Here is a 21,615-nt window from a genome sequence, read left to right as displayed (position 1 = left end):
ACCCCGTGTGAAGACGCACCCACTACTCTGACGGCACCGAGGTACCGGGGGGCACCCATGCAGCCCAACACTCTTCTCGATGCGATCCTTGACGAGGCGGGCATCTCGCATGCGGGCCTCGCCGCCCACGTCAACCAGGCCGGTCGGGCCCGCGGACTCGCCCTGCGGTACGAGCACACGGCGGTCGCCCGGTGGCTGAAGGGTCAGCGGCCGAGGGGCCAGGTGCCCGACCTGATCTGCGAGGTGCTCGCGGCGCGGCTGCACCGGCCGGTCACCCTCGACGACATCGGCCTCGGCGTCCCGGGCGAGCCGTCCTCCCCGCACGGCGCCTCGCTCTCCGGCTTCGTCGAGCGGGCCACTGCCCTGTGGCGTTCCGACGAGCAGCAGCGCCCGCATGTTCTGGGCGCGCCCGCAGTCACCGGTACCCCGGCGGTGATGCCGGTGTGGGAGTGGGAGAACCCGCCGGAGGACGTGGACGTCTCCCGCGGCGGCCGGCACCGCGTCACCTCCGCCGACCTCGAGATGCTGCGCGCCGCCCGTGCCCACTACGAGCAGATGTACCGCAAGGCCGGTGGCATCGCGACCCGCAGCCGGGTCGTCGGCTTCCTCAACGCCGAGGCGGCCCCCCTGCTGCGCGGCAGCTACACCGACGAGACGGGCCGTCAACTGCACCGTGCCACCGGCGGGTTGGTGGCGGTCGCCGGGATCTGCGCCTACGACTCCGACGCGCACGGGCTGGCCCAGCGCTACTTCCACCAGGCGCTGCGGCTGGCAAAGGCCAGTGGTGACCGGGGACTTGGCGCGTATGTCATCGCCCTTCTCGTCAACCAGTCGCTGTTCATGCGGGAGTACCGGCAGGCCGTCGCCTTCGCGGAGGCGGCGTTGCGGGCGGCGGGCAAGCACATCACGCCCGCCCTCGCCTCCGACCTGTACGCGATGCAGGCCAAGGCGTACGCCCACCTCGGCGACGGCACGAGCGCCCTGTCGTGCATCCGGCGTGCCGAGACGGCCGCCGAACGCATCCTGCGCGGGCGCGAACCCGATGAGACCGGCTATGTCCAGCCGGGTCTGGTCAACGTCCAGGTGGCGGAGGCGCTGCTCAGCCTCGGTGACCTCGCGGCTGCCGCCGAGCACGCCGTGGCCGCCGTCGACACCCCGGCGCACGACCGGGGGCGGGTGCACCGGCTGGCCATGCTCAGCACGATCGAACTGCGTCAGGGCAACGCCGACAAGGCGGTGGTCACCGCGGTGCGGATGGCCGAACAGGCACGGGGAATGGAGTCCCAGCGCCTGCGGGACAGACTTCGCGCGGTGCGCGAGCACCTGGTGCGCAGCGGTTGCGCGGGCACCGCCGAGGCCGCCGAGCTCATCGACGGAGCGCTGCGCGTACCGCTGTAGACGCCGATGCCGCATAGTTCCTGCTGCGATATTGCCACTTACTCGACGGAAGGTGGCAGAACCGTGCAGTGGACAAAGCAGAACGAACAAACTGTGTATGAAAACCGCTGGTTCAGCGTCAACCTGGCAGATGTGGAGCTGCCGGACGGCCGGCATCTGGACCACTTCCTCATACGGCTGCGGCCCGTCGCGGTGGCGACCGTCGTGAACGGGGCCAACGAGGTCCTCCTCCTGTGGCGGCACCGTTTCATCACCGACAGCTGGGGGTGGGAACTCGCGGCGGGCGTGGTCGAGGACGGCGAGGACATCGCCCGCGCGGCCGCCAGGGAACTCGAGGAGGAGACCGGCTGGCGACCGGGGCTGCTGCACCACCTGATGAGCGTGGAGCCGTCCAACGGGCTCACCGACGCCGTCCACCACATCTACTGGTCGGACGACGGCGAGTACGTGGGACATCCGGTGGACGACTTCGAGTCGGACCGCCGGGAGTGGGTCCCGCTCAAGCTCGTCCCCGACATGGTCGCCCGGGGGGAGGTCCCGGCTGCCAACATGGCGGCGGCGTTGATGTTGCTGCACCACCTCAGGCTCGGCTGAAGGCCTGCCGGATCGTCACGACCTGGCGGTCTCCTCGGTACGGTGCGTCAGCAGGGCCGGCCCGCCCTCGACTCGGGCGACATGGCGTGCGAACACGGCGGGCCCGGCGCGTCCGAAGAGCGCCGGGCCCGTGCCGTTCACCGCCGGTGAGCGGCCTGCCGGGTGAGGAGTACCTGCCGGTGGTCAGTACGTGTAGAAGCCCGAGCCGGTCTTGCGGCCCAGGCGGCCCGCGTCCACCATGCGCTGGAGCAGCGGGGGAGCGGCGTACAGCGGTTCCTTGTACTCCTCGTACATCGAGAACGCGACCGACGCGACCGTGTCCAGGCCGATCAGGTCGGACAGCTTCAGCGGGCCCATCGGGTGGGCGCAGCCCATCTCCATGCCGTTGTCGATGTCCTCGCGGCTGGCGATGCCCGTCTCGAACATCCGGATCGCGGAGAGCAGATAGGGGATCAGCAGCGCGTTGACCACGAAGCCGGAGCGGTCCTGGGCCCGGATCGCGTGTTTGCCCAGCACCTTCTCGGCGAACAACTGCGCCCGCCCGAGCGTGCCCTCGGAGGTGGTCAGCGCCGGGATCAGCTCGACGAGCTGCTGCACCGGGGCCGGGTTGAAGAAGTGGATGCCGACGACCTGGTCGGGCCGCGAGGTGGCGACGGCCAGCTTCACCAGCGGGATGGAGGAGGTGTTGGAGGCGAGGATCGCGTCCCGGCGGGTCACGACCTGGTCGAGGACCTGGAAGATCTCGGTCTTGACCTGCTCGTTCTCGACCACGGCCTCGACCACCAGATCGCGGTCGGCGAACTCGCCGAGGTCCGTGGTGAAGCTGAGGCGCGCCAGCGTCGCGTCCCGCTCCTGCTCGGAGATCTTGCCGCGTTCGGCGGCCTTGGCCAGGGAGTTGAACAGCCGGGTCCGGCCGAACTCCAGGGCCTCGCCGGTGGTCTCGGCGACCTTGACGTCGAGTCCGGCGCGCGCGCAGACCTCGGCGATGCCCGCCCCCATCTGGCCGCAGCCGACCACTCCGACCCGCGTGATGTCTCCCGCCGGGATGCCCGTCACATCGTCCCTTTCGCCGCGCTGACTGAAGATGGCCGTCGCAGGTCTGCCGGTCCCGGTCGGCCTGCTCCGATCGTGCACGTTACTAGCAAGTATCGATGATCGATCGCCGGGGTGGGGGCATGCTGGGGCCCGAAACGATCCGTGACCGAGCGGATCCGCGGAGTATGTGGGGATGTGTGTGATGGGGCGACTGTCCCGGCGGGCCTTCGCGCTGGCAGCGCTGTCGGCGTTCACCACGACGGGGGCGGCGCCCGCGCGCCCGGGGGCCGCGGCCCCCGGGCGGCAGCGAGCGACGACCGAGATGCGGGGGATGTGGCTGGCGACCGTCGGCAACCGCGACTGGCCGTCCCGGTCCGGCCTGAGCGCCGCGGCGCAGCGCGCCGAGCTGATCGCCTGGCTCGACCTGGCGGTGAGCAAGCGGCTCAACACGGTGGTCCTCCAGGTGCGGCCCACCGCCGACGCGCTGTGGCCCTCGCCCTACGAGCCCTGGTCCCAGGTGCTCACCGGCACCCAGGGCAGGTCACCGGGCTGGGACCCGCTGGGCACGGCCGTCGAGGAGGCCCATGCGCGGGGCCTCCAACTGCACGCCTGGTTCAACCCGTACCGGGTCGCGACCCACGACGACCCCTCGAAGCTCATCGCCGCCCATCCCGCGCGGCTGCACCCGGACTGGGTGGTGCCGTTCGGCGGGAAGCTCTACTACAACCCGGGGCTGCCCGAGGTCCGCGCGTTCGTGCAGGACGCGATCCTCGACGCGGTGCAGAAGTACCCGGTGGACGCGGTGCACTTCGACGACTACTTCTACCCGTACCCGGTGGCCGGCCAGACCTTCGACGACGAGGCGGCGTACGACGCGCACGGCGGCTCCTTCCCCAACCGGGCCGCCTGGCGGCGCGACAACATCGACAAACTGGTGCTGGAGACGGCCACCCGGATCAAGGCGACCAGGCCCGGCACACAGTTCGGGATCAGCCCGTTCGGGGTGTGGCGCAACGCCTCCACCGACTCGAAAGGCTCGGACACCAAGGCGCTCCAGTCGTACGACGACATCTACGCCGACACCCGCAAGTGGGTGCGGGAGGGCTGGCTCGACTACATCGTCCCGCAGCTCTACTGGAACATCGGGCTGTCGGCCGCCGACTACGCCAAGCTCGTGCCCTGGTGGGCGGGGGTGGCCAAGGGCAGCCGCACCCGGCTGTACATCGGCGAGGCCCTGTACCGGGCCGGCGATCCGGCGCAGTCGGCGGCCTGGCAGGACCCCGCCGAGCTGTCCGACCATCTCCAGCTGGCCGCCGCCCACCCGGAAGTGCGCGGGCATGTCTACTTCGCGGCCAAGGACGTGCGCACCGACCGGATCGGAGCGATGGCACAGGTGATCGCCGACCACTACCCACAGCCGGCGGATCCCCCGCGCTGATCCGACCGAAAGAGCCCTGAGCGGCCTGTCCGGCCGATCATGCCGCGGACGCGGGGGCCGGCACGCTCGCCCAGAGGGGTACCTCCACTCCCAGAGGGGGGACCCCATGACCCCCGCTCACGGCACCACCGAGGTACCGCCTCTCCTGCGACCTGCTCGGCCGGGCAGGCCCTAGCCTCGTCGTTCCTCGGTCGCCTTGTGGCGGATCTCGGTGTCGGGGCCGGGTGAGCACACGCCCACGTGCCCGTCCTCGAAGCGGACGCGGTACGGGGGATTGCCTCCCTGGCCCAGCACCTCGACGATCTCGCCGACCTTGTCGTGTTGACCGACCACCCTGCCGTGCTGGACAAGCTGGTCGCCCGTGGTTGCGCGCATCTGTGGGCCTCCTCACGGTCCGGGTACGGCCGAACGGTTCGGGTACGGCCGACGTACGGCGAGCCTAGCCACGCGCCCGCTGCGTGACGGCGATGCAGATGAGCACGGCCGCGGCTGTCAGCGGAGCGGCGGGTGTGAGGTGCTCGCCCAGCAGCAGCACCGACCACACCAGTGTGAGCAGCGGTTGGGCCAACTGCAACTGGCTGGCCCTGGGAATCCCGATCGCGGCCATGCCCCGGTACCAGACGACCAGGCCGAGGAACTGCGATCCCACCGCGACCCACAGCAGCCCGGCCACGCTGTGCGCGGTGAGGTGGGCGCTCTCGTGGGCCAGGGCGAGGGCGGCGGCGGGCCCGGTGAGCGGCAGACAGAACACCAGCGCCCAGCCGATGACCTGCCAGCCCGGCATGGCCCGGGCCAGTCGGCCGCCCTCGGTGTAGCCGGCCGCGCACACCAGCAGCGCCCCGAACAGATACAGGTCGGCGCCGGTCAGGGCCCCGCCGCTCTGCTGCACGGTGAAGGCGGCCACCGCGGCCGCGCCGGCCAGCGCCGCCGCCCAGAAGGTGCGGGAGGGACGGGTGCCCATGCGCAGGGCGGACAGCAGCGCGGTCGTCAGCGGCAGCAGGCCGACCACGACGGCGGCGTGCGAGGTGGTGGACGTCTGCAGCGCCAGTGTGGTGAGCAGCGGGAAGCCGACGACGACCCCGGCGGCCACCACGGCCAGCCCCGGCCAGTGGTGCCGGGCGGGCAGCGGCACGCGGAGGGCGAGCAGACACCCGCCCGCGATCAGGGCGGCCAGCACGCTGCGCACGGCGACCAGCGACCAGGGGCCGAAGCCCTCCAGCCCCCAGGCGGTGGCGGGGAAGGTGAGGGAGAAGGCGACGACGCCGAGGGCGGCCTGGAGGGTGCCGAGGCCGCCCGTCCGCGTGTCCGTGCGCGAAGTGTTGACCGCTATCGTCGGACGTGCAGTAGCGCTATTCTGTGTCTTCATGCATGAGCGTAGCAGTGTGGGCGAACTGGCAGAACAGCTGCGGCGGGAGTTCGACCGCTACTCTCCCGGTGGAAAGCTGCCGTCGAGCCGGGCCCTGGTCGAAAGGTTTCGGGTGAGTCCGGTGACCGTCTCGCGGGCGCTGGCGCAACTGGCCGCCGAGGGGCTGGTCGTCACCCGGCCCGGTGCGGGCGCCTACCGGGCCCGGCCGTCGCGCGCCCCCGCCGCCCCCGCCGGCGACACATCCTGGCAGGAGGTCGCGCTGAGCGCGGACGGCGCCGGCGACCTCGTCCCGCGTTCGGTGGACGCCTCCGGGGTCACGGTGTCGCTGGCCGCCCCGCCGCCCGGCGTGATCGAGTTCAACGGCGGCTACCTCCACCCCTCGCTCCAGCCGGAGCGGGCGATGGCCGCGGCCCTGGCCCGGGCCGGCCGGCGCCCCGGCGCCTGGGGGCGGCCGCCCATGGAGGGGCTGCCGGAGCTGCGCGAGTGGTTCGCGCGGACCATCGGCGGCTCGGTCACCGCGGCCGAGGTGCTGGTCAGCGCGGGCGGCCAGGCGGCGCTCACCACCGCCCTGCGCGCCCTCGCCCCGCCCGGCGCACCGGTCCTCGTCGAGTCGCCGACCTACCCCGGCATGCTCGCCATCGCCAGATCGGCGGGACTGCGCCCGGTCCCGGTCCCGGTCGACCCGGACGGGGTGAAGCCGGAGCTGCTCGCCGACGCCTTCCGGGCCACCGGCGCCCGGGTCTTCGTCTGCCAGCCGCTGTTCCAGAACCCGACCGGCGCCGTCCTGGCCGCCGACCGGCGCGCGGAGGTGCTGCGCATCGCGAGGGAGGCGGGCGCGTTCGTCGTCGAGGACGACTTCGTGCGCCGGCTCGCGCACGAGGACGCGGGGCCGCTGCCGCGCCCGCTCGCCGCCGAGGACCCCGACGGCGTCGTCGTGCACGTCGGCTCGCTGACCAAGGCGACCTCGCCGAGCTTCCGGGTCAGCGCCCTGGCCGCCCGCGGCCCGGTCCTGGAACGCCTGCGCGCCATCCAGGTCGTCGACACCTTCTTCGTGCCCCGGCCGCTCCAGGAAGCGGCGCTGGAACTCGTCGGCTCGCCCGCCTGGCCTCGCCATCTGCGGGCCGTGGCCGCCGAGTTGAGGGCCCGGCGGGACGCGATGACCTCCGCGCTGCGACTACGGCTGCCCGAGCTCGCCCTCCCGCACATCCCGTCCGGCGGCTACCACCTGTGGCTGCGGCTGCCGGACGGCGTGGACGACACCGTGTTCACGGCCGCGGCTCTGCGCGCGGGCGTCGCCCTCACCCCGGGCCGCCCCTACTTCAGCGCCGAGCCCCCGGCCGCCCATGTGCGGCTGAGCTTCGCGGCCGTCGCCGGGTCGGAGGAGATCGCGGAGGGAGTACGGCGGCTGCGGGCGGCCTGCGACGAGGCGCTGCCCGCAAACCGTTCGACATGACGCCCGCCGTGTTGTGAGGATCCGGCCATGACCTCCATCGACTTCACCCCGGCCCTTGCCGAGGGGTACGAGATCTCCGCCGACCCCGCCCGGATCGACGCCGAGCGGGTGCACCGCTGGCTGTCCACGGACGCGTACTGGTCGCTCGGGCGCGAGCGGGAGAAGCAGGACCGGGCGATCGCCGGGTCGCTGAACTTCGGCGTCTACGACACGGCGTCGGGCGAGCAGGTCGCCTACGCGCGCGTGGTGACGGACCTCGCGACCTTCGCGTGGCTGTGCGACGTGTACGTGGACCCGGCGGCCCGGGGCAAGGGCCTCGGCACCGCCCTCGTCGCCGCCGTACGCGACCACCTGCGGCCGCACGGGCTGCGCCGCCTCCTGCTCGCCACGCACGACGCGCACGGGGTGTACGAACAGGTCGGCTTCGAGGCGCTGGAGAAGCCGGACCAATGGATGTCACTGCTGTTTTCCGGGGACTTGTCCGGCAGATCATGACTCGTCGGTAGGTTTTCTTCCGGCCGTCGCACAACAGCTCTTGACCTGGTCAGTTGCGCGGATCACCATCACCGCATGCCACTTCGGGTCACGTTCGTCGCCGCCGCTCGCAGCTCCACGCTGCTCGCGGAGCGCTTCGAGGACGACCGGCCGCTGGACCAGGAGGAGTGGGGCGAGGTGGTGCGCGCGGCCGACGCCCTGGTGCCGCTCGCGGCCGCCGAGCTGCGCTACTGCTCGCCGACCCGCCGCAGCCGCGCCACCGGGGACGCGCTCGGCTACGCCCCGCTCGTGCAGCTCGCCCTGCGGGAGTGCGACATGGGCCGCTGGCGCGGCTTCACGCTGGGCGAGGCGATGGCCCGCGAGCCACAGGCCGTGGACGCCTGGCTCGCCGACCCGCTGGCCACCCCGCACGGCGGCGAGTCGCTGCTGGCGTTCGTCTCCCGGGTGGGCGGCTGGCTCGACACCCGGCCGCCGGAGGACGGCTGCCGGATCGTCGCCGTCGCCGAGCCGAGCGTGATCCGCGCCGCGCTGGTGTACGTGCTCAAGGCGCCGCCCGCGACGTACTGGAACATCGACGTGCGCCCGCTGTCCACGACCACCGTCACGGGCCGGGCCGGTCGCTGGAACCTCCGTCTCGAAGGGGCCTCGGCTCAGCCCACGCGCGCGTAGTCGGTGGTGAGGAGCAGGTCCTTGGCGGGGCCGGCCACGCGCCAGACCGTCCGCCGGCGGTCCGCGCCCCGGACGGTGAACTCGCCCCGGTAGTGGTCGGCCGAGCAGGGGTGGTAGGCGAGGTGCCGTCCCGTCCGCAGGTCGAGGTCGTGGAACGGGCGGCCGTCGGCGAACCGTACGTCCGCCGTGCCGGGCGTCGGCCCCGGGGCGAAGCGCAGGGTGCGCTCGGCGGGCCGGGCGACGCCGAGCCGGCGGAAGGCGCCGGATTCGTGGTGCAACAGCCCGCCGTCATCGCTCATGTCGAACACGGTGACCCGTCGAAGCGGCCGTCGGCACCGCTCGCCAGGTCCTGTACCGACCGGGTCACCCGCCAGCTTCCCGCGAGGTATGCCAGTACATCCGGCACCGGCCGGAACTCGCCCATCCGTTCCTCGCCTCCGACTCGCCTCCGACTCGCTTCCGACACTTTCGCTGCTGCACGCCCCATTGACGCGTCTCTGTCATCTACCTATCTTGCCGTTCGAAGTGCTGATCATCGTCTGATATTTCGAACGACTCGCATATTGAGCATCACTGAGCCGCGGAGTTATTCATGTCACGCAGCACCACCCGCACCCGCTGGAGAGTCGGTCTCGGCGCGACCGCCCTGCTGACGGCCGCCACCCTCGTGCCCGCCCCCGCCCCCGCGCACGCCGAGGCCGTGACCGACTACGCCATCACCGTCGACCCGTCCGCCAAGGGCCCGAAGATCGACGACACGATGTACGGCGTCTTCTTCGAGGACATCAACCGCGCGGCCGACGGCGGTCTGTACGCCGAACTCGTGCAGAACCGGTCCTTCGAGTACTCGACGGTCGACAACAAGGCGTACACCCCGCTGACCTCCTGGACGGTCGACGGCGCCGCTCAGGTCCTCGGCGACGCCGGGCGGCTCAACGAGCGCAACCGCGACTACCTCTCCCTGGCCGCCGGTTCGTCCGTGACCAACGCCGGCTACAACACCGGTGTCCGGGTCGAGCAGGGCAAGAAGTACGACTTCTCGGTGTGGGCCCGCGCCGACAGCGGCAGCACGCTCACCGTGAGCCTCCAGGACGCCGACGGCCCGCTGGCCACCGCCCGCAAGGTCGCCGTGCGCACCGGCGGCTGGGCCCAGTACAGGACGACCTTCACCGCGACCCGCACCAGCAGCGACGGCCGCCTGACCGTGGCCTCCGCCGCCGCGGCCGCCCTCGACATGGTGTCCCTGTTCCCCCGCGACACCTACAAGCACGAGCCCAACGGTCTGCGCAAGGACCTCGCCGAGAAGATCGCCGCCCTGAAACCGGGCTTCGTGCGCTTCCCCGGCGGCTGCCTGGTCAACACCGGCTCCATGCAGGACTACAGCGAGGCCTCCGGCTATCAGCGCGCCCGCTCCTACCAGTGGAAGGACACCATCGGGCCCGTGGAGCAGCGCGCCGTCAACTCCAACTTCTGGGGTTACAACCAGAGTTACGGCCTCGGCTACTACGAGTACTTCCGGCTCGCGGAGGACGTCGGCGCGATGCCGCTGCCCGTCGTCCCGGCCCTGGTGACCGGTTGCGGCCAGAACAAGGCCACCGTCGACGACGCGCTGCTCAAGCGGCACATCCAGGACACCCTCGACCTGATCGAGTTCGCCAACGGCCCGGTGACCTCGACCTGGGGCAAGAAGCGCGCCCGGATGGGCCACCCCAAGCCCTTCCGCCTCACCCACCTCGAGGTCGGCAACGAGGAGAACCTCCCCACCGAGTTCTTCGCCCGCTTCAAGGAGTTCCGGGCCGCGATCGAGGCCAAGTACCCCGACATCACGGTCATCTCCAACTCGGGCCCGGACGACGCGGGTTCGACCTTCGACACGGCCTGGCAGCTCAACAGGGACGCCGAGGTCGACATGGTCGACGAGCACTACTACAACAGCACGCAGTGGTTCCTGCAGAACAACGACCGCTACGACTCCTACGACCGGAGCGGCCCGAAGGTCTTCCTCGGCGAGTACGCCTCCTGGGGCAACGCCTTCAAGAACGGCCTCGCCGAAGCGGCCTTCATGACCGGCCTGGAGCGCAATGCCGACGTCGTGAAACTCGCCTCCTACGCACCGCTGTTCGCCAACGAGGACTACGTGCAGTGGAGCCCGGACATGGTGTGGTTCAACAACCACGCCTCCTGGAACTCGGCCAACTACGAGGTCCAGAAGCTGTTCATGACCAACGTCGGCGACCGCGTGGTGCCCTCGACGGCCACCGGAACCCCGTCCCTGACCGGCCCCGTCACCGGCGCCGTCGGCCTGTCCACCTGGGCGACCGGCGCGGCCTACGACGATGTGAAGGTGACGGACGCGGACGGCAACCCGCTGCTGAGCGACGACTTCTCCGGCGACGCCTCGAAGTGGACCCACACGGGCGGCGGCAGCTGGTCGCTCCAGGACGGGCAGTACGTGCAGACCGACACCGCCGCCGAGAACACCATGGTCTCGGCCGGTGACACCGCCTGGCACGACTACGACCTGCACGTGAAGGCGACCAAGAAGTCCGGCAAGGAAGGCTTCCTCGTCGCGTTCGGCGTCAAGGACACCGGCAACTACTACTGGTGGAACCTGGGCGGCTGGAACAACACCCAGTCCGCGGTCGAGCAGGCCGTGGACGGCGGCAAGTCGACGCTGATCTCCAAGGCCGGGTCCGTCGAGACGGGCCGCGCCTACGACGTGGACGTCAAGGTGCGGGGCCGCCAGGTCACCCTCTACCTCGACGGCAAGGAGTGGGGCGGCTTCACCGACGACAAGCCGGCCGAGCCGTTCCGCCAGGTGGTCACCAAGGACGACAAGACCGGCGACCTGATCGTCAAGGTCGTCAACGCCCAGGCCACGGACGCCCGTACCGCGATCGACCTCGGCCGGGCCGAGGTCGCCGCCAAGGCGAAGGTGACCACCCTGGCCGCGGCGCCGGACGCGGTGAACACGCAGACCCTGACACCGGTCGCGCCGGTGACGTCCACCTTCACCGGGGTCGCCGCGAAGTTCACGTACACCTTCCCGGCGAACTCGGTCACCTTCCTGCGGATCAGGCAGCGGTAGCGGATCCCGGCGGGCGTGGGCGATCGCAGCCCACGCCCGTCAGGCGTCCTTGCGCCGGAACCAGCCCCGCCTCGGCGGCGACTGCGGTGGCGGCGACTGCGGGGCGGCCGACCCGCCGAACGGGGGCAGCGCCTTGAAGCGGTCGTCGAACGTCACCGTCGGGGTGATCCGGCGCAGAGCCGCGCGCACGAGCGTGAGCGGATGGTCGGCGAACCGGGCGTCCCACTGCTCCTCGTCGCCGACGTGGTACGGCAGACCGCCCGCCTGACCGCCCAGGTACGGGTGCGGCCGGAAGTAGGCGGCCGGCCCCACCTGGGCCATGATCATCGCCTCCCGCATCCCGGTCGTCGCCCCTTCGGCGGCCTGTACCTTCACGACGGTGCTGGACTGCGCCCTGGGGATCGTCCAGCTGCCGATGAACGCCTGCCCGGGCCGACTGCCCAGCGGCATCTTCACCAGTTGGCGGACCGCCGGGACGCCGTCCACCAGGCCGGGGACGGACTCGATCAGGCCGCCTCCGGCCCCGGCCACGAGCTGGGTGAGCCCCGCCCGGAGCCGTTCGAGCTCGTGCAGGGGCGCGGGCAGATCCGGTACGACGGGGAAGAAGTGCACCGACAGGACGAGTCCGCTCGCGTCGGTCCACACCCCCGTCTCGCGCTCGGTGAAGCCGGTCAGGTCCAGGCCGGTTATCGGTGTCATGGCGATCACCGGTCCGAGGTTACGCAGCCCCGCGGCCCGGGCAAAGATCGCTGCGGGCCTCGCCCTCGGACGGATTGCATAAACGTGCATCGAAACGTATAGTCATGCCATCCAGGAGGAGGAGTCCATGGTGGTACGTGCGGCGGTGGCCGGAGCGAGTGGGTATGCGGGCGGAGAGCTGCTGCGCCTGCTCCTCACGCACCCCCTGATCGAGATCGGCGCCCTGACGGGCAACTCCAACGCGGGCCAGAAACTGGGCGCGCTCCAGCCGCACCTGCTGCCGCTGGCCGACCGGGTGCTCACGGCGACCACCCCCGAGGCCCTCGCCGGACACGACGTCGTCTTCCTCGCCCTCCCGCACGGCCAGTCCGCGGCCGTCGCCGAACAGCTCGGCCCGGAGGTCCTCGTCGTCGACATGGGCGCCGACTTCCGGCTGAAGGACGCGGCCGACTGGGAGAAGTTCTACGGCTCCGCGCACGCCGGGACCTGGCCCTACGGCCTCCCCGAACTGCCGGGCGGCCGCGCCGCGCTGGAGGGGGCCAAGCGCATCGCGGTCCCCGGTTGCTATCCCACCGCGGTGTCGCTGGCGCTGTTCCCGGCGTACACGGCGGGCCTGGCCGAGCAGGAGGCCGTGGTCGTCGCCGCCTCCGGGACCTCCGGCGCGGGCAAGGCGCCCAAGACCCACCTGCTCGGCTCCGAGGTCATGGGCTCCATGTCGCCGTACGGCGTCGGCGGCGGCCACCGGCACACCCCGGAGATGATCCAGAACCTCAGCGCGGCCGCCGGCGGGCCGGTCTCCGTCTCCTTCACCCCGACCCTCGCGCCGATGTCCCGCGGCATCCTCGCCACGTGCAGCGCCAAGGCGAAGCCCGGCGTCACCGCCGAGTCCGTCCGCGCCGCCTACGAGAAGGCCTTCGCCGACGAGCCGTTCGTGCATCTGCTGCCCGAGGGCCGGTGGCCCGCCACGGCGTCCGTCCACGGTTCGAACGCCGTATCGGTGCAGGTTGCCTTCGACGAGGCCGCGGGCCGGATCATCGCCATCAGCGCCATCGACAACTTGACCAAGGGCACCGCGGGCGGCGCCCTCCAGAGCATGAACATCGCCCTCGGGCTCGACGAGACCACCGGGCTTTCCACGATCGGAGTCGCACCGTGAGCGTCACGGCAGCCAAGGGATTCACGGCGGCGGGCATCGCCGCCGGAATCAAGGAGAACGGCAACCCGGACCTGGCCCTCGTGGTCAACACCGGGCCCCGCCGCGCCGCCGCAGGCGTCTTCACCTCCAACCGCGTCAAGGCCGCGCCCGTGCTGTGGTCCGAGCAGGTCCTCAAGACCGGCCAGGTGACCGCCGTGATCCTCAACTCCGGTGGCGCCAACGCCTGTACGGGGCCGAAGGGCTTCCAGGACACGCACGCGACCGCGGAGAAGGTCGCCGAGGTCCTGGGCCTGGGCGCCGCCGAGGTCGCCGTCGCCTCCACCGGCCTCATCGGCCTGCTCCTCCCGATGGACAAGCTGCTCCCGGGCGTCGAGACCGCCGCCGCTGCCCTGAGCGCGCACGGCGGTGAGAAGGCCGCCATCGCCATCAAGACCACCGACTCCGTCCACAAGACGTCCGTCGTCGCCGAGGACGGCTGGACCGTCGGCGGAATGGCCAAGGGCGCGGGCATGCTCGCCCCGGGCCTCGCCACCATGCTGGTCGTCCTCACCACCGACGCGGACGTCGAGTCCGACCTGCTGGACAAGGCGCTGCGGGCCGCGACCCGGACGACCTTCGACCGCGTCGACTCCGACGGCTGCATGTCCACCAACGACACCGTGCTGCTGCTCGCCTCCGGCGCCGCCGGGGTCACCCCGGAGTACGCCGAGTTCGCCGAGGCCGTACGGACCGTCTGCGAGGACCTGGGCCAGCAGTTGATCCGGGACGCCGAGGGCGCCAGCAAGGACATCAAGGTCGAGGTCGTCAACGCCGCGAGCGAGGACGACGCCGTCGAGGTGGGCCGCTCCATCGCCCGCAACAACCTGCTCAAGTGCGCGATCCACGGCGAGGACCCCAACTGGGGCCGCGTCCTCTCCGCGATCGGCACCACCTCCGCCGCCTTCGAGCCGGACCGGCTCAACGTCGCCATCAACGGCGTCTGGGTCTGCAAGAACGGCGGGGTCGGCGAGGACCGCGACAAGGTCGACATGCGCTACCGCGAGGTCCACATCGTCGCCGACCTGGCCGCAGGCACGGAGACGGCCACCATCTGGACCAACGATCTCACCGCGGACTACGTCCACGAGAACAGCGCGTATTCGTCATGAGCACTACCCGCAAGCACACCGCCCTGCCCAAGGCCCAGATCCTCATCGAGGCGCTGCCCTGGCTGACCCGGCACAACGGCAAGACGGTCGTCATCAAGTTCGGCGGCAACGCCATGATCGACGAGGACCTGAAGGCCGCCTTCGCCCAGGACGTCGTCTTCCTGCACCACGCCGGGCTCAAGCCCGTCGTCGTGCACGGCGGCGGCCCGCAGATCAGCGCAGCGCTCGAGCAGGCCGGCATCGTCAGCGAGTTCAAGGCCGGCCTGCGCGTCACCACCGAGGACGCCATGGACGTCGTCCGGATGGTGCTCGCCGGGCAGGTGCAGCGCGAACTCGTCGGGCTGCTCAACCAGCACGGGCCGCTCGCCGTCGGACTCACCGGCGAGGACGCGCACACCATCACCGCCACCAAGCACCAGCCCGAGATCGACGGCGAGTTGGTCGACATCGGGCGGGTCGGCGAGATCACCGCGATCGACACCGGCGCCATCGAGGCACTGCTCGCCGACGGCCGCATCCCGGTCGTCTCCTCGATCGCCCGCTCCCAGGAAGACGGCCACGTCTACAACGTCAACGCCGACACGGCGGCCGCGGCACTCGCCGCCGCCCTCGGCGCCGAGACTCTCATGGTCCTCACGGACGTCGAGGGCCTCTACGAGGACTGGCCCGACTCCGACGAGGTGATCAGCCGCCTCACCGCTTCCCAGCTGGAGAAGCTGCTGCCGGACTTGAGCTCGGGCATGGTCCCCAAGATGGAGGGCTGTCTGCACGCCGTGCGAGGCGGCGTGACCACCGCCCGCGTCATCGACGGGCGGGTCCAGCACTCGATCCTGCTGGAGATCTTCACCGACGAAGGCATCGGCACGATGGTCGTGGCCGACGAGCAACAGGGGGATGCCGTATGACCGCCAATCAGGAGTTCGCCCAGCGGTGGCAGGGCGCGCTCATGAACAACTACGGCACCCCGCTGCTGCCCCTGGTGCACGGCGCGGGCACCCGGGTCCGGGACGCCGAGGGCAACGAGTACCTCGACTTCGTCGGCGGCATCGCGGTCAACGCGCTCGGCCACGCCCACCCGGCCGTCGTCGAGGCCGTGAGCCGGCAGATCGGCTCCCTCGGCCACATCTCCAACTTCTTCATGTCCGAGCCGACCGTGACGCTCGCCGAACGGCTGCTCCAGCTCTTCGGCCGGGACGGCAGGGTCTTCTTCTGCAACTCGGGCGCCGAGGCCAACGAGGCCGCCTTCAAGATCGGCCGGCTGACCGGGCGGACCCACGTCGTCGCCACCGAGGGCGCCTTCCACGGCCGGACCATGGGGGCCCTCGCGCTCACCGGCCAGCCCGGCAAGCGCGACCCGTTCCTGCCGCTGCCCGGCGATGTCACCCATGTGCCGTTCGGCGACGCGCAGGCGCTGGCCGCCGCCGTCACCGAGGAGACCGCGCTCGTCATCCTGGAGCCGATCCAGGGCGAGCTCGGCGTCGTCGTGCCGCCCGCCGGCTATCTCAAGGCCGCCCGCGCGATCACCGCCGCGACCGGCGCGCTGCTCGTCCTCGACGAGGTGCAGACCGGCATCGGCCGCACCGGGCACTGGTTCGAGTACCAGGCCCACGAGGGCGTGCTGCCGGACGTCGTGACGCTCGCGAAGGGCCTCGGCGGCGGGCTGCCGCTGGGCGCGACCGTCGCCTTCGGACGGGCCGCCGAGCTGATGCAGCCCGGCCACCACGGGACGACCTTCGGCGGCAACCCCGTAGCCTGCGCCGCCGGACTCGCCGTGCTCGACGCCATCGAGAACGAGGGGTTGCTGGAGAACGTCAAGCGGCAGAGCGAGAAGTTGCGGGACGGAATCCAGGATGCGGGCCACCCGTTGATCGATTATGTCCGGGGAGCCGGGCTCCTCCTGGGTATCGTGCTCACCGAGCCCCTCGCACCGCAGGTGCGGCAGGCGGCTCAGGAGGCCGGATTCCTGGTGAACGCGCCCGCCCCCGACGTCGTCCGGCTGATGCCGCCGCTGAACCTCGGCGACGACGAGGTGGAGGCGTTCCTCGAGGCGCTGCCCGGCATCCTCGACGCAGCCAGCGGGGCCGGATCCGGGGAATGAGACGACGATGAGTCAGGCGCAGGACCATGAGCAGCCGGGGGCCGGCGGACCGGCCGTGCCCCAGACCCGCACCGCGCGTCACCGCCGGATCGTGGACATCCTCAACCGCCAACCGGTGCGCTCGCAGAGCCAGTTGGCGAAGCTGCTGGCCGACGACGGGCTGAGCGTCACCCAGGCGACGCTGTCGCGGGACCTGGACGAGCTGAACGCGGTGAAGATCCGCAACACCGACGGCGACCTGATCTACGCGGTGCCCAGCGAGGGGGGTTTCCGGACCCCTCGGGCGCCGCTCGGGGAGTCGGCGAAGGAGGAGCGGATGCGGCGGCTGTCGCAGGAGCTGCTGATCTCCGCGGAGGCGTCCGCGAATCTCGTGGTGCTGCGTACTCCGCCGGGGGCGGCGCAGTTTCTCGCGTCGGCGATCGACCAGGCGGAGCTGCACGACATTCTCGGGACGATCGCGGGCGACGACACGTTGCTGCTGATCAGCCGGGAGGCCACGGGCGGGCAGGCCCTCGCGGAACATCTGCTGCGGTTGGCCCAGAACGGCCACTGAGCGCTGCGCCGACCGGGGCTGTCTTGAGGGCGCGGGTGGCGGGGGCTGGTCGCGCCCACGCGGCGGAGCCGCATATGAGAACCGCCCCGCGCCCCTCAGAGGGCGCGGCCACCCTGCGCTGCCCAGCCGTCCCGCTCAGCCCAGCCGTCCCGCTCAGCCCAGCCGTCCCGCCAACCCCCCGGTGCAGCGGACCTCGTCGCCCGCTGTGATGAGGAGGGCCTCCACGTCCGGCAGGGACTCCAGCCAGGCGAGGGCCTCTCGGGAACCCATCGCGAAGGCGGCCGTGGCCCAGCAGTCCGCCCAGGTCAGGCGGGGAGCGACCACCGTCACGGCGACGAGGTCGGTCACCGCGGGCCGGCCCGTGCGGGGGTCGACGATATGGGTGCCCCGTTCCGCCGTCCCCGAGGTGGCGACCGCCAGTTCGTCCGCGCCCGCCGCCGAGACCACCGCGGCCAGGCCGCCCGGCCGCAGCGGGTCCGACACGCCGACCCGCCACGGCCGCTCGGGCCCGGGGACGCCCAGCAACTGCACGTCCCCGCCGCCGTTGACGCTCACCCCGCTCACACCGGCCGCCGCGATCAGCCGGGCCGCGCGCTCGGCGGCCCAGCCCTTCACGATGCCGGTGGGGTCGAGGCGGCCCTGGTAGCGCATGCTGAACCAGCCGTCGCTCATCCGCTCCGCCTCGGCGCCCAGGTCCAGCACCTGGGCCACCTCGGGGTCGCACTCCTCGACGGTCAGCTCACCGCGCATCAGCCGGGAGACCTGGCTGTCGTCGCGGTAGGTGCTGAACACCTCGTTGACCCGGTGCAGTGAGGCGATCGCCTCGTCCAGCGCGGTCCGTACCGCCTCGGCCTCCCCGCCGCGGACGTCGAAGGAGAAGACGGTCCCCATGACCTCTTCCGCGTGACGCACCACGGCGGGAGCCGCCGCCGACTCGGCCACGGTCTCAGCCACCGGCCTGGTCCAGCGCCGACTGAAGAGACTTCTTGTAGCCGTCGCTGGTGTAGGTCGCCCCGGACACGGAGTCGATGTCCGCGCTGCCGGCCGCGACGGCCGCCGCGTTGAGCTTGGGGACGGAGAGCTCGGTCTTCTGGGAGCTGGTCCCGCCCGAGGGCGCCTGGACCGCCTCCGCCTTCGTGATCTTGCCGTTGGCCACGGTGATCCGGACCTGGACCGGCCCGTACTGCGTCTGCTGGACCTCGCCGGTGACGGTCTTGGCCTGCGCGGCACCCGCGTCGGAGCCGGAAGAGCCAGAGGAGCCCGCCGCCGAACCCGAGGCCGCCTTCGCCTTGTCCAGCGCCGACTGGAGGGACTTCTTGTAGCCCTCGCTGGTGTAGGTCGCGCCGGACACGGAGTCGATGTCCGCGGTGCCCGCGGCGACCGCCGCCGCGTTGAGCTTCGGGACGGAGTCCGCGGTCTTCTGGTCGCTGGTGCCGCCCTTGGGCGCCTGGACCGCCTCCGACTTGGTGATCTTCCCGCCGGCGACGGTGATCCGGACCTGCACGTTGCCGTACTGCGTCTCGACCGCGTCGCCGGTGAAGGCGCCGGCGGCCTGCGCGCTGCCGGACCCCTGGGAGGATCCGGCGCTCGCGTTCGCCTTGTCGATGGCCGACTGGAGGGACTTCTTGTAGGCCTCGCTGGTGTACGTCGCCCCGGAGACCGTGTCGATGTTCGGGCTCTGCGTGGCGACCACCGCGGCGTTGAGCTTGGGAACGGCGTCCGCGGTCTTCTGGTCGCTGGTGCCGCCCTTGGGGGCCTGGACGGCCTCCGCCTTGGTGATCTTGTTTTCGACGACGGTGATGCGTACCTGCACGTTGCCGTACTGCGTCTGGACCGCGTCGCCGGTCATCGTGCCCGTGACGGTCGCCCCGGTTCCGCCCTGGGCGGCTTCCTGGGCCGACGCGCCCGCGCCCGCCGTCTGGGTGCTGCCCGGGTCGGACGACGGCTTGAGCGACAGCAGCAGCACGATCCCGGACACGGTGGCGGCAGTGGCCAGCACGACGCGCCGAAGAGGGTGGCTCTTCCTCATCTCTTTCTGAGCTCCTGATTCAGGTTGAAGGCCGAGGGTCGTGCGGATTTCCCGTCGCTCACATCTCGAACGACTCGTGATGGATACGGCGGGCCGGGACCCCGGCGCCGCGCAGTGCCTCGAACACGCCCTGCGCGAAGCCGTTCGGCCCGCACATGAAGACGTCGTGGCTGTCGATGTCGGGGATCTTGCGCTGGAGGGACTCCGCCGAGATGTCGGGGCGCTCCCCGTCGGGGCTGTTGACCGCGTACATCAGCCGCGCCCCGCGCTCGTCGGCGATCTTCGCCAGCTCGTCCCACAGCGCCAGGTCCTGGGTGCTGTTGGCCCGGTAGAGGAGGGTGATGTCACCGGCCGCGCCCGGCAGCGTCTCGAACAGCGCCCGCATCGGCGTGATGCCGACCCCGCCGGCCACCAGCAGCACCTTGCCGCGGCTGCGCCGGGACGCGGTCATCGCACCGTAGGGGCCCTCGGCCCACACGCGCGTGCCGGGCGACAGTTCGCGCAGCGCCGCGCTGTGGTCGCCGATCGCCTTGACGGTGATCCGCAGCAGGTCCGGACGCGGGGCCGCCGACAGCGAGTACGGGTGGGAGCTGAACCGCATCCCCGGCGCGAGGAACCGCCACCGGAAGAACTGCCCGGCCTCCGCGCCCATCCGGTGCAGCTTGCGCCCGCCGATCAGCACCGACACGATGCCCGGCGCCTCCTCGATGACCGCCTCGACGTGCATACGGTGCCGCAGGTTCAGCCGGACCGGGGTGATGATGCGGTACCAGACGACCAGCGCGGTGACCGATCCGTACAGCACGTACCAGACGGTCTTGGCGACGGGCTCGATGGCGAAGTCGTTGCCGGTGGTGATCTGGTGCCAGAACGTCAGGAACACGGCCGCGTACGTCATCAGATGGATGTGGTACCAGGTGTCGTACGGCATCAGCTTGCGCACGGGGCCGATCGACACCAGGCCGATGAGCACCAGCAGGCCGGTGCCGATGGCCGCCTTGCCCATGTCGGGCAGCTGGTTGATGGAGTCGATCGTCTGCTGGACGATGTCGCCGAGCGACTTGCCGGCCTGCAGCGCGTACCCCCACATGATGAGGAACACGTGCGCGAAGGTCAGGCAGAGCGTGTACCGGCCGCTCATCGCGTGCCAGCGGGCGACCCGGTCCGAGCCCACCCGGCGCTCCAGCGCCGGCACCCGCGCCATCTGCAGCACGACGAGCGCCATGAGGTACCCGGCGAGCAGGCCGGTGATCCGTCCCGCGTTGAGGATCTTGCTGTCGGTGTCCGCGATGTTCGGCGTGTTGCTCCACCACAACCACAGCACGCCCGCGGCGCCCGCCCAGACGGCGAGCAGCAGCGGAACGGCCGGGGAGCGGCGCGGACGGATGCGGCGCATCGTCTGGCGGCGGGCGGCACGGCCGCCGGCGATCGTCGTGGTCACTGTTCCTCCGTGGGTACGGACCCTTGGCCCTCAGATACGGGCCGCAGTCGCGGAGTGTTCAGCCGTTGTGACCACAGTGGTGCGCAGTCCCGGTACCGGTCGATCCGGCGCCGGCCGATTCCCTACCGGTCAGTACCGGGTGATCGCCGTCGGCCCGTCGGCGGTGCCGATCGCGATGTGCGGGCGCTCCCGCGGCCGGGCCCAGCGCAGCATCCGGCGCATCGCGTCCACCGGCACCGACACACAGCCGGCCGTCGCCCCACGGCCGTCGACATGCAGGAAGATGCCCGCGCCGCGGCCGTGCACCGGCCGACCGTAGTTGAACCCGATGACCAGGGCGTACGCGTACTGCGTCCGGTAGGCGACCAGGTGCTCGGACTCGGCGGCACGGCAGTCGGCCGGCCGCGGCTCGGTCCACCGGTTGTAGGCGCGGGAGCCGTTGTCCTGACACCACCAGGAGTCCCGGCCCACGGGACGGTACGGATACGTCGTCCCGCGCGGCGCCGCCTCGATGCCGAAGGCGAACGGGAGCCCGTACAGGCCCGTCGGCGTCGTGTCGGTGCCCTGCCGGCGCGCGTCTTTCTCGACCAGCCCGTTCGCGCCGAACCGGGCCGGCGCGGAACCGGCCCGTACCCACCGCCCGCCCCGCAGGTCCCACCAGGCGAGCAGGCCCGTCGTGGCACCGGCGTTCGGGGCCACGGCGGTGATCAGCTGTGTGCCGCCCCCCGTGTCCGCCATCCGCACGGGCAACGGCGCGAGCGGCGGCGCCGCGCCGCCCGGAGCCGCCCCGAGCAGCGGCAGCGACACACAGACGACGGCGGTGACCACCGCGGTGACGACACGAAGACGCATGATCAGACGCTAGTGCCGCGGCAGGCAACGTTTGCCCGTCAAGGAGCGGCGTCCGGTGCGTGCTCTCGGCGTGCCGGCCGGAAGTCCTCGTACTGGACGTACT

Annotated in this window: 20 protein-coding genes and 1 pseudogene; 12 read left to right on the top strand and 9 right to left on the bottom strand. The window is 71.7% G+C overall.

What is annotated here, in order from left to right; genetic code table 11:
• Positions 1 to 57: 57 nt before the first annotated feature.
• Positions 58 to 1,398, top strand: a complete 1,341-nt coding sequence (locus tag AB0J04_RS35975) for a transcriptional regulator (protein ID WP_363172812.1) — start codon at positions 58 to 60, stop codon at positions 1,396 to 1,398.
• Between the two features lie 63 nt (positions 1,399 to 1,461).
• The gene (locus tag AB0J04_RS35970; RefSeq protein ID WP_363172811.1) at positions 1,462 to 1,992 is read left to right on the top strand and encodes an NUDIX hydrolase; all 531 of its coding nucleotides are present in this window, start codon (positions 1,462 to 1,464) and stop codon (positions 1,990 to 1,992) included.
• 183 nt (positions 1,993 to 2,175) lie between these two features.
• On the opposite strand, the gene AB0J04_RS35965 is transcribed toward AB0J04_RS35970, so the two are convergent.
• On the bottom strand, positions 2,176 to 3,048 hold the full coding sequence (locus AB0J04_RS35965; RefSeq protein WP_363172810.1) for a 3-hydroxybutyryl-CoA dehydrogenase: 873 nt from the start codon (positions 3,046 to 3,048) through the stop codon (positions 2,176 to 2,178).
• 181 nt (positions 3,049 to 3,229) lie between these two features.
• On the opposite strand from AB0J04_RS35965, the gene AB0J04_RS35960 reads away from it, so the two are divergent.
• Positions 3,230 to 4,465: a family 10 glycosylhydrolase gene (locus tag AB0J04_RS35960; RefSeq protein ID WP_363172809.1), complete on the top strand. Its 1,236-nt coding sequence runs from the start codon at positions 3,230 to 3,232 to the stop codon at positions 4,463 to 4,465.
• A gap of 171 nt (positions 4,466 to 4,636) precedes the next feature.
• Here AB0J04_RS35960 and AB0J04_RS35955 read toward each other — a convergent pair whose 3' ends face one another.
• Together AB0J04_RS35955 and AB0J04_RS35950 are read right to left on the bottom strand one after the other, a co-directional pair.
• A complete protein-coding gene (locus AB0J04_RS35955) occupies positions 4,637 to 4,840 on the bottom strand; it encodes a DUF1918 domain-containing protein (protein ID WP_363172808.1) in 204 nt (67 codons plus the stop codon).
• Positions 4,841 to 4,904: 64 nt separating this feature from the next.
• Positions 4,905 to 5,831 (bottom strand): DMT family transporter, encoded by a 927-nt coding sequence (locus AB0J04_RS35950; protein ID WP_363172807.1) that lies wholly within the window; start codon positions 5,829 to 5,831, stop codon positions 4,905 to 4,907.
• Here AB0J04_RS35950 and AB0J04_RS35945 point away from each other — a divergent pair.
• The 3 genes from AB0J04_RS35945 (at position 5,830) to AB0J04_RS35935 (ending at position 8,448) form a co-directional block, all read left to right on the top strand.
• The gene (locus tag AB0J04_RS35945) at positions 5,830 to 7,284 is read left to right on the top strand and encodes a PLP-dependent aminotransferase family protein (protein WP_363172806.1); all 1,455 of its coding nucleotides are present in this window, start codon (positions 5,830 to 5,832) and stop codon (positions 7,282 to 7,284) included. The two genes, AB0J04_RS35950 and AB0J04_RS35945, sit on opposite strands and share 2 nt — an antisense overlap.
• Positions 7,285 to 7,320: 36 nt before the next feature.
• Complete coding sequence (locus AB0J04_RS35940; RefSeq protein ID WP_363172819.1) at positions 7,321 to 7,779, top strand: GNAT family N-acetyltransferase; 459 nt, start codon at positions 7,321 to 7,323, stop codon at positions 7,777 to 7,779.
• A gap of 75 nt (positions 7,780 to 7,854) precedes the next feature.
• Positions 7,855 to 8,448: a histidine phosphatase family protein gene (locus AB0J04_RS35935; RefSeq protein ID WP_363172805.1), complete on the top strand. Its 594-nt coding sequence runs from the start codon at positions 7,855 to 7,857 to the stop codon at positions 8,446 to 8,448.
• Here AB0J04_RS35935 and AB0J04_RS35930 read toward each other — a convergent pair.
• Positions 8,430 to 8,872 (bottom strand): annotated as a pseudogene (locus AB0J04_RS35930) (DUF6314 family protein). The gene AB0J04_RS35935 and the pseudogene AB0J04_RS35930 overlap by 19 nt on opposite strands.
• A 168-nt stretch (positions 8,873 to 9,040) precedes the next feature.
• Here AB0J04_RS35930 and AB0J04_RS35925 point away from each other — a divergent pair.
• Positions 9,041 to 11,536, top strand: coding sequence for an alpha-L-arabinofuranosidase C-terminal domain-containing protein (locus tag AB0J04_RS35925; RefSeq protein WP_363172804.1), 2,496 nt, complete (start codon positions 9,041 to 9,043; stop codon positions 11,534 to 11,536).
• Between the two features lie 39 nt (positions 11,537 to 11,575).
• Here AB0J04_RS35925 and AB0J04_RS35920 read toward each other — a convergent pair whose 3' ends face one another.
• On the bottom strand, positions 11,576 to 12,235 hold the full coding sequence (locus AB0J04_RS35920; protein WP_363172818.1) for a hypothetical protein: 660 nt from the start codon (positions 12,233 to 12,235) through the stop codon (positions 11,576 to 11,578).
• Positions 12,236 to 12,362: 127 nt separating this feature from the next.
• Between AB0J04_RS35920 and argC the strand changes: the two genes are divergently transcribed.
• From argC to AB0J04_RS35895, 5 genes are read left to right on the top strand one after another with little or no spacing between them, the layout of a single operon-like run.
• Entirely contained in the window at positions 12,363 to 13,391 is a 1,029-nt protein-coding gene (gene argC / locus AB0J04_RS35915; protein ID WP_363172803.1) for an N-acetyl-gamma-glutamyl-phosphate reductase, read from the top strand.
• The gene (gene argJ / locus AB0J04_RS35910; protein ID WP_363172802.1) at positions 13,388 to 14,539 is read left to right on the top strand and encodes a bifunctional glutamate N-acetyltransferase/amino-acid acetyltransferase ArgJ; all 1,152 of its coding nucleotides are present in this window, start codon (positions 13,388 to 13,390) and stop codon (positions 14,537 to 14,539) included. Before argC ends, argJ begins: the two co-directional genes overlap by 4 nt.
• Complete coding sequence (argB, locus tag AB0J04_RS35905) at positions 14,536 to 15,444, top strand: acetylglutamate kinase (RefSeq protein ID WP_363172801.1); 909 nt, start codon at positions 14,536 to 14,538, stop codon at positions 15,442 to 15,444. The genes argJ and argB overlap by 4 nt, the downstream gene beginning before the upstream one ends.
• Positions 15,441 to 16,637 carry an acetylornithine transaminase gene (locus AB0J04_RS35900; protein WP_363172800.1) on the top strand — a complete coding sequence of 399 codons (1,197 nt, stop codon included), beginning with the start codon at positions 15,441 to 15,443 and terminating at the stop codon, positions 16,635 to 16,637. The genes argB and AB0J04_RS35900 overlap by 4 nt, the downstream gene beginning before the upstream one ends.
• 7 nt (positions 16,638 to 16,644) lie before the next feature.
• Positions 16,645 to 17,190, top strand: coding sequence for an arginine repressor (locus tag AB0J04_RS35895; protein WP_363172799.1), 546 nt, complete (start codon positions 16,645 to 16,647; stop codon positions 17,188 to 17,190).
• A 153-nt stretch (positions 17,191 to 17,343) separates the two neighbouring features.
• Here the strand turns inward: AB0J04_RS35895 and AB0J04_RS35890 are convergent, their stop codons facing one another.
• From AB0J04_RS35890 to AB0J04_RS35875, 4 genes are all read right to left on the bottom strand, one after another.
• Positions 17,344 to 18,144, bottom strand: a complete 801-nt coding sequence (locus AB0J04_RS35890) for an FAD:protein FMN transferase (RefSeq protein ID WP_363172798.1) — start codon at positions 18,142 to 18,144, stop codon at positions 17,344 to 17,346.
• The gene (locus AB0J04_RS35885) at positions 18,137 to 19,219 is read right to left on the bottom strand and encodes an FMN-binding protein (RefSeq protein WP_363172797.1); all 1,083 of its coding nucleotides are present in this window, start codon (positions 19,217 to 19,219) and stop codon (positions 18,137 to 18,139) included. Before AB0J04_RS35885 ends, AB0J04_RS35890 begins: the two co-directional genes overlap by 8 nt.
• Positions 19,220 to 19,277: 58 nt before the next feature.
• Positions 19,278 to 20,660 (bottom strand): ferredoxin reductase family protein, encoded by a 1,383-nt coding sequence (locus tag AB0J04_RS35880; protein WP_363172796.1) that lies wholly within the window; start codon positions 20,658 to 20,660, stop codon positions 19,278 to 19,280.
• Positions 20,661 to 20,789: 129 nt separating this feature from the next.
• Positions 20,790 to 21,512: a L,D-transpeptidase family protein gene (locus AB0J04_RS35875; RefSeq protein WP_363172795.1), complete on the bottom strand. Its 723-nt coding sequence runs from the start codon at positions 21,510 to 21,512 to the stop codon at positions 20,790 to 20,792.
• Positions 21,513 to 21,615 lie beyond the last annotated feature (103 nt).

Origin of the sequence: Streptomyces sp. NPDC050263 (genome assembly GCF_040655955.1) — a bacterium.
GTDB lineage: Bacteria > Actinomycetota > Actinomycetes > Streptomycetales > Streptomycetaceae > Streptomyces.
The sequence above is the reverse complement of the archived record's forward strand: the minus strand, read 5'-3'. Positions and strand labels throughout refer to the sequence as shown.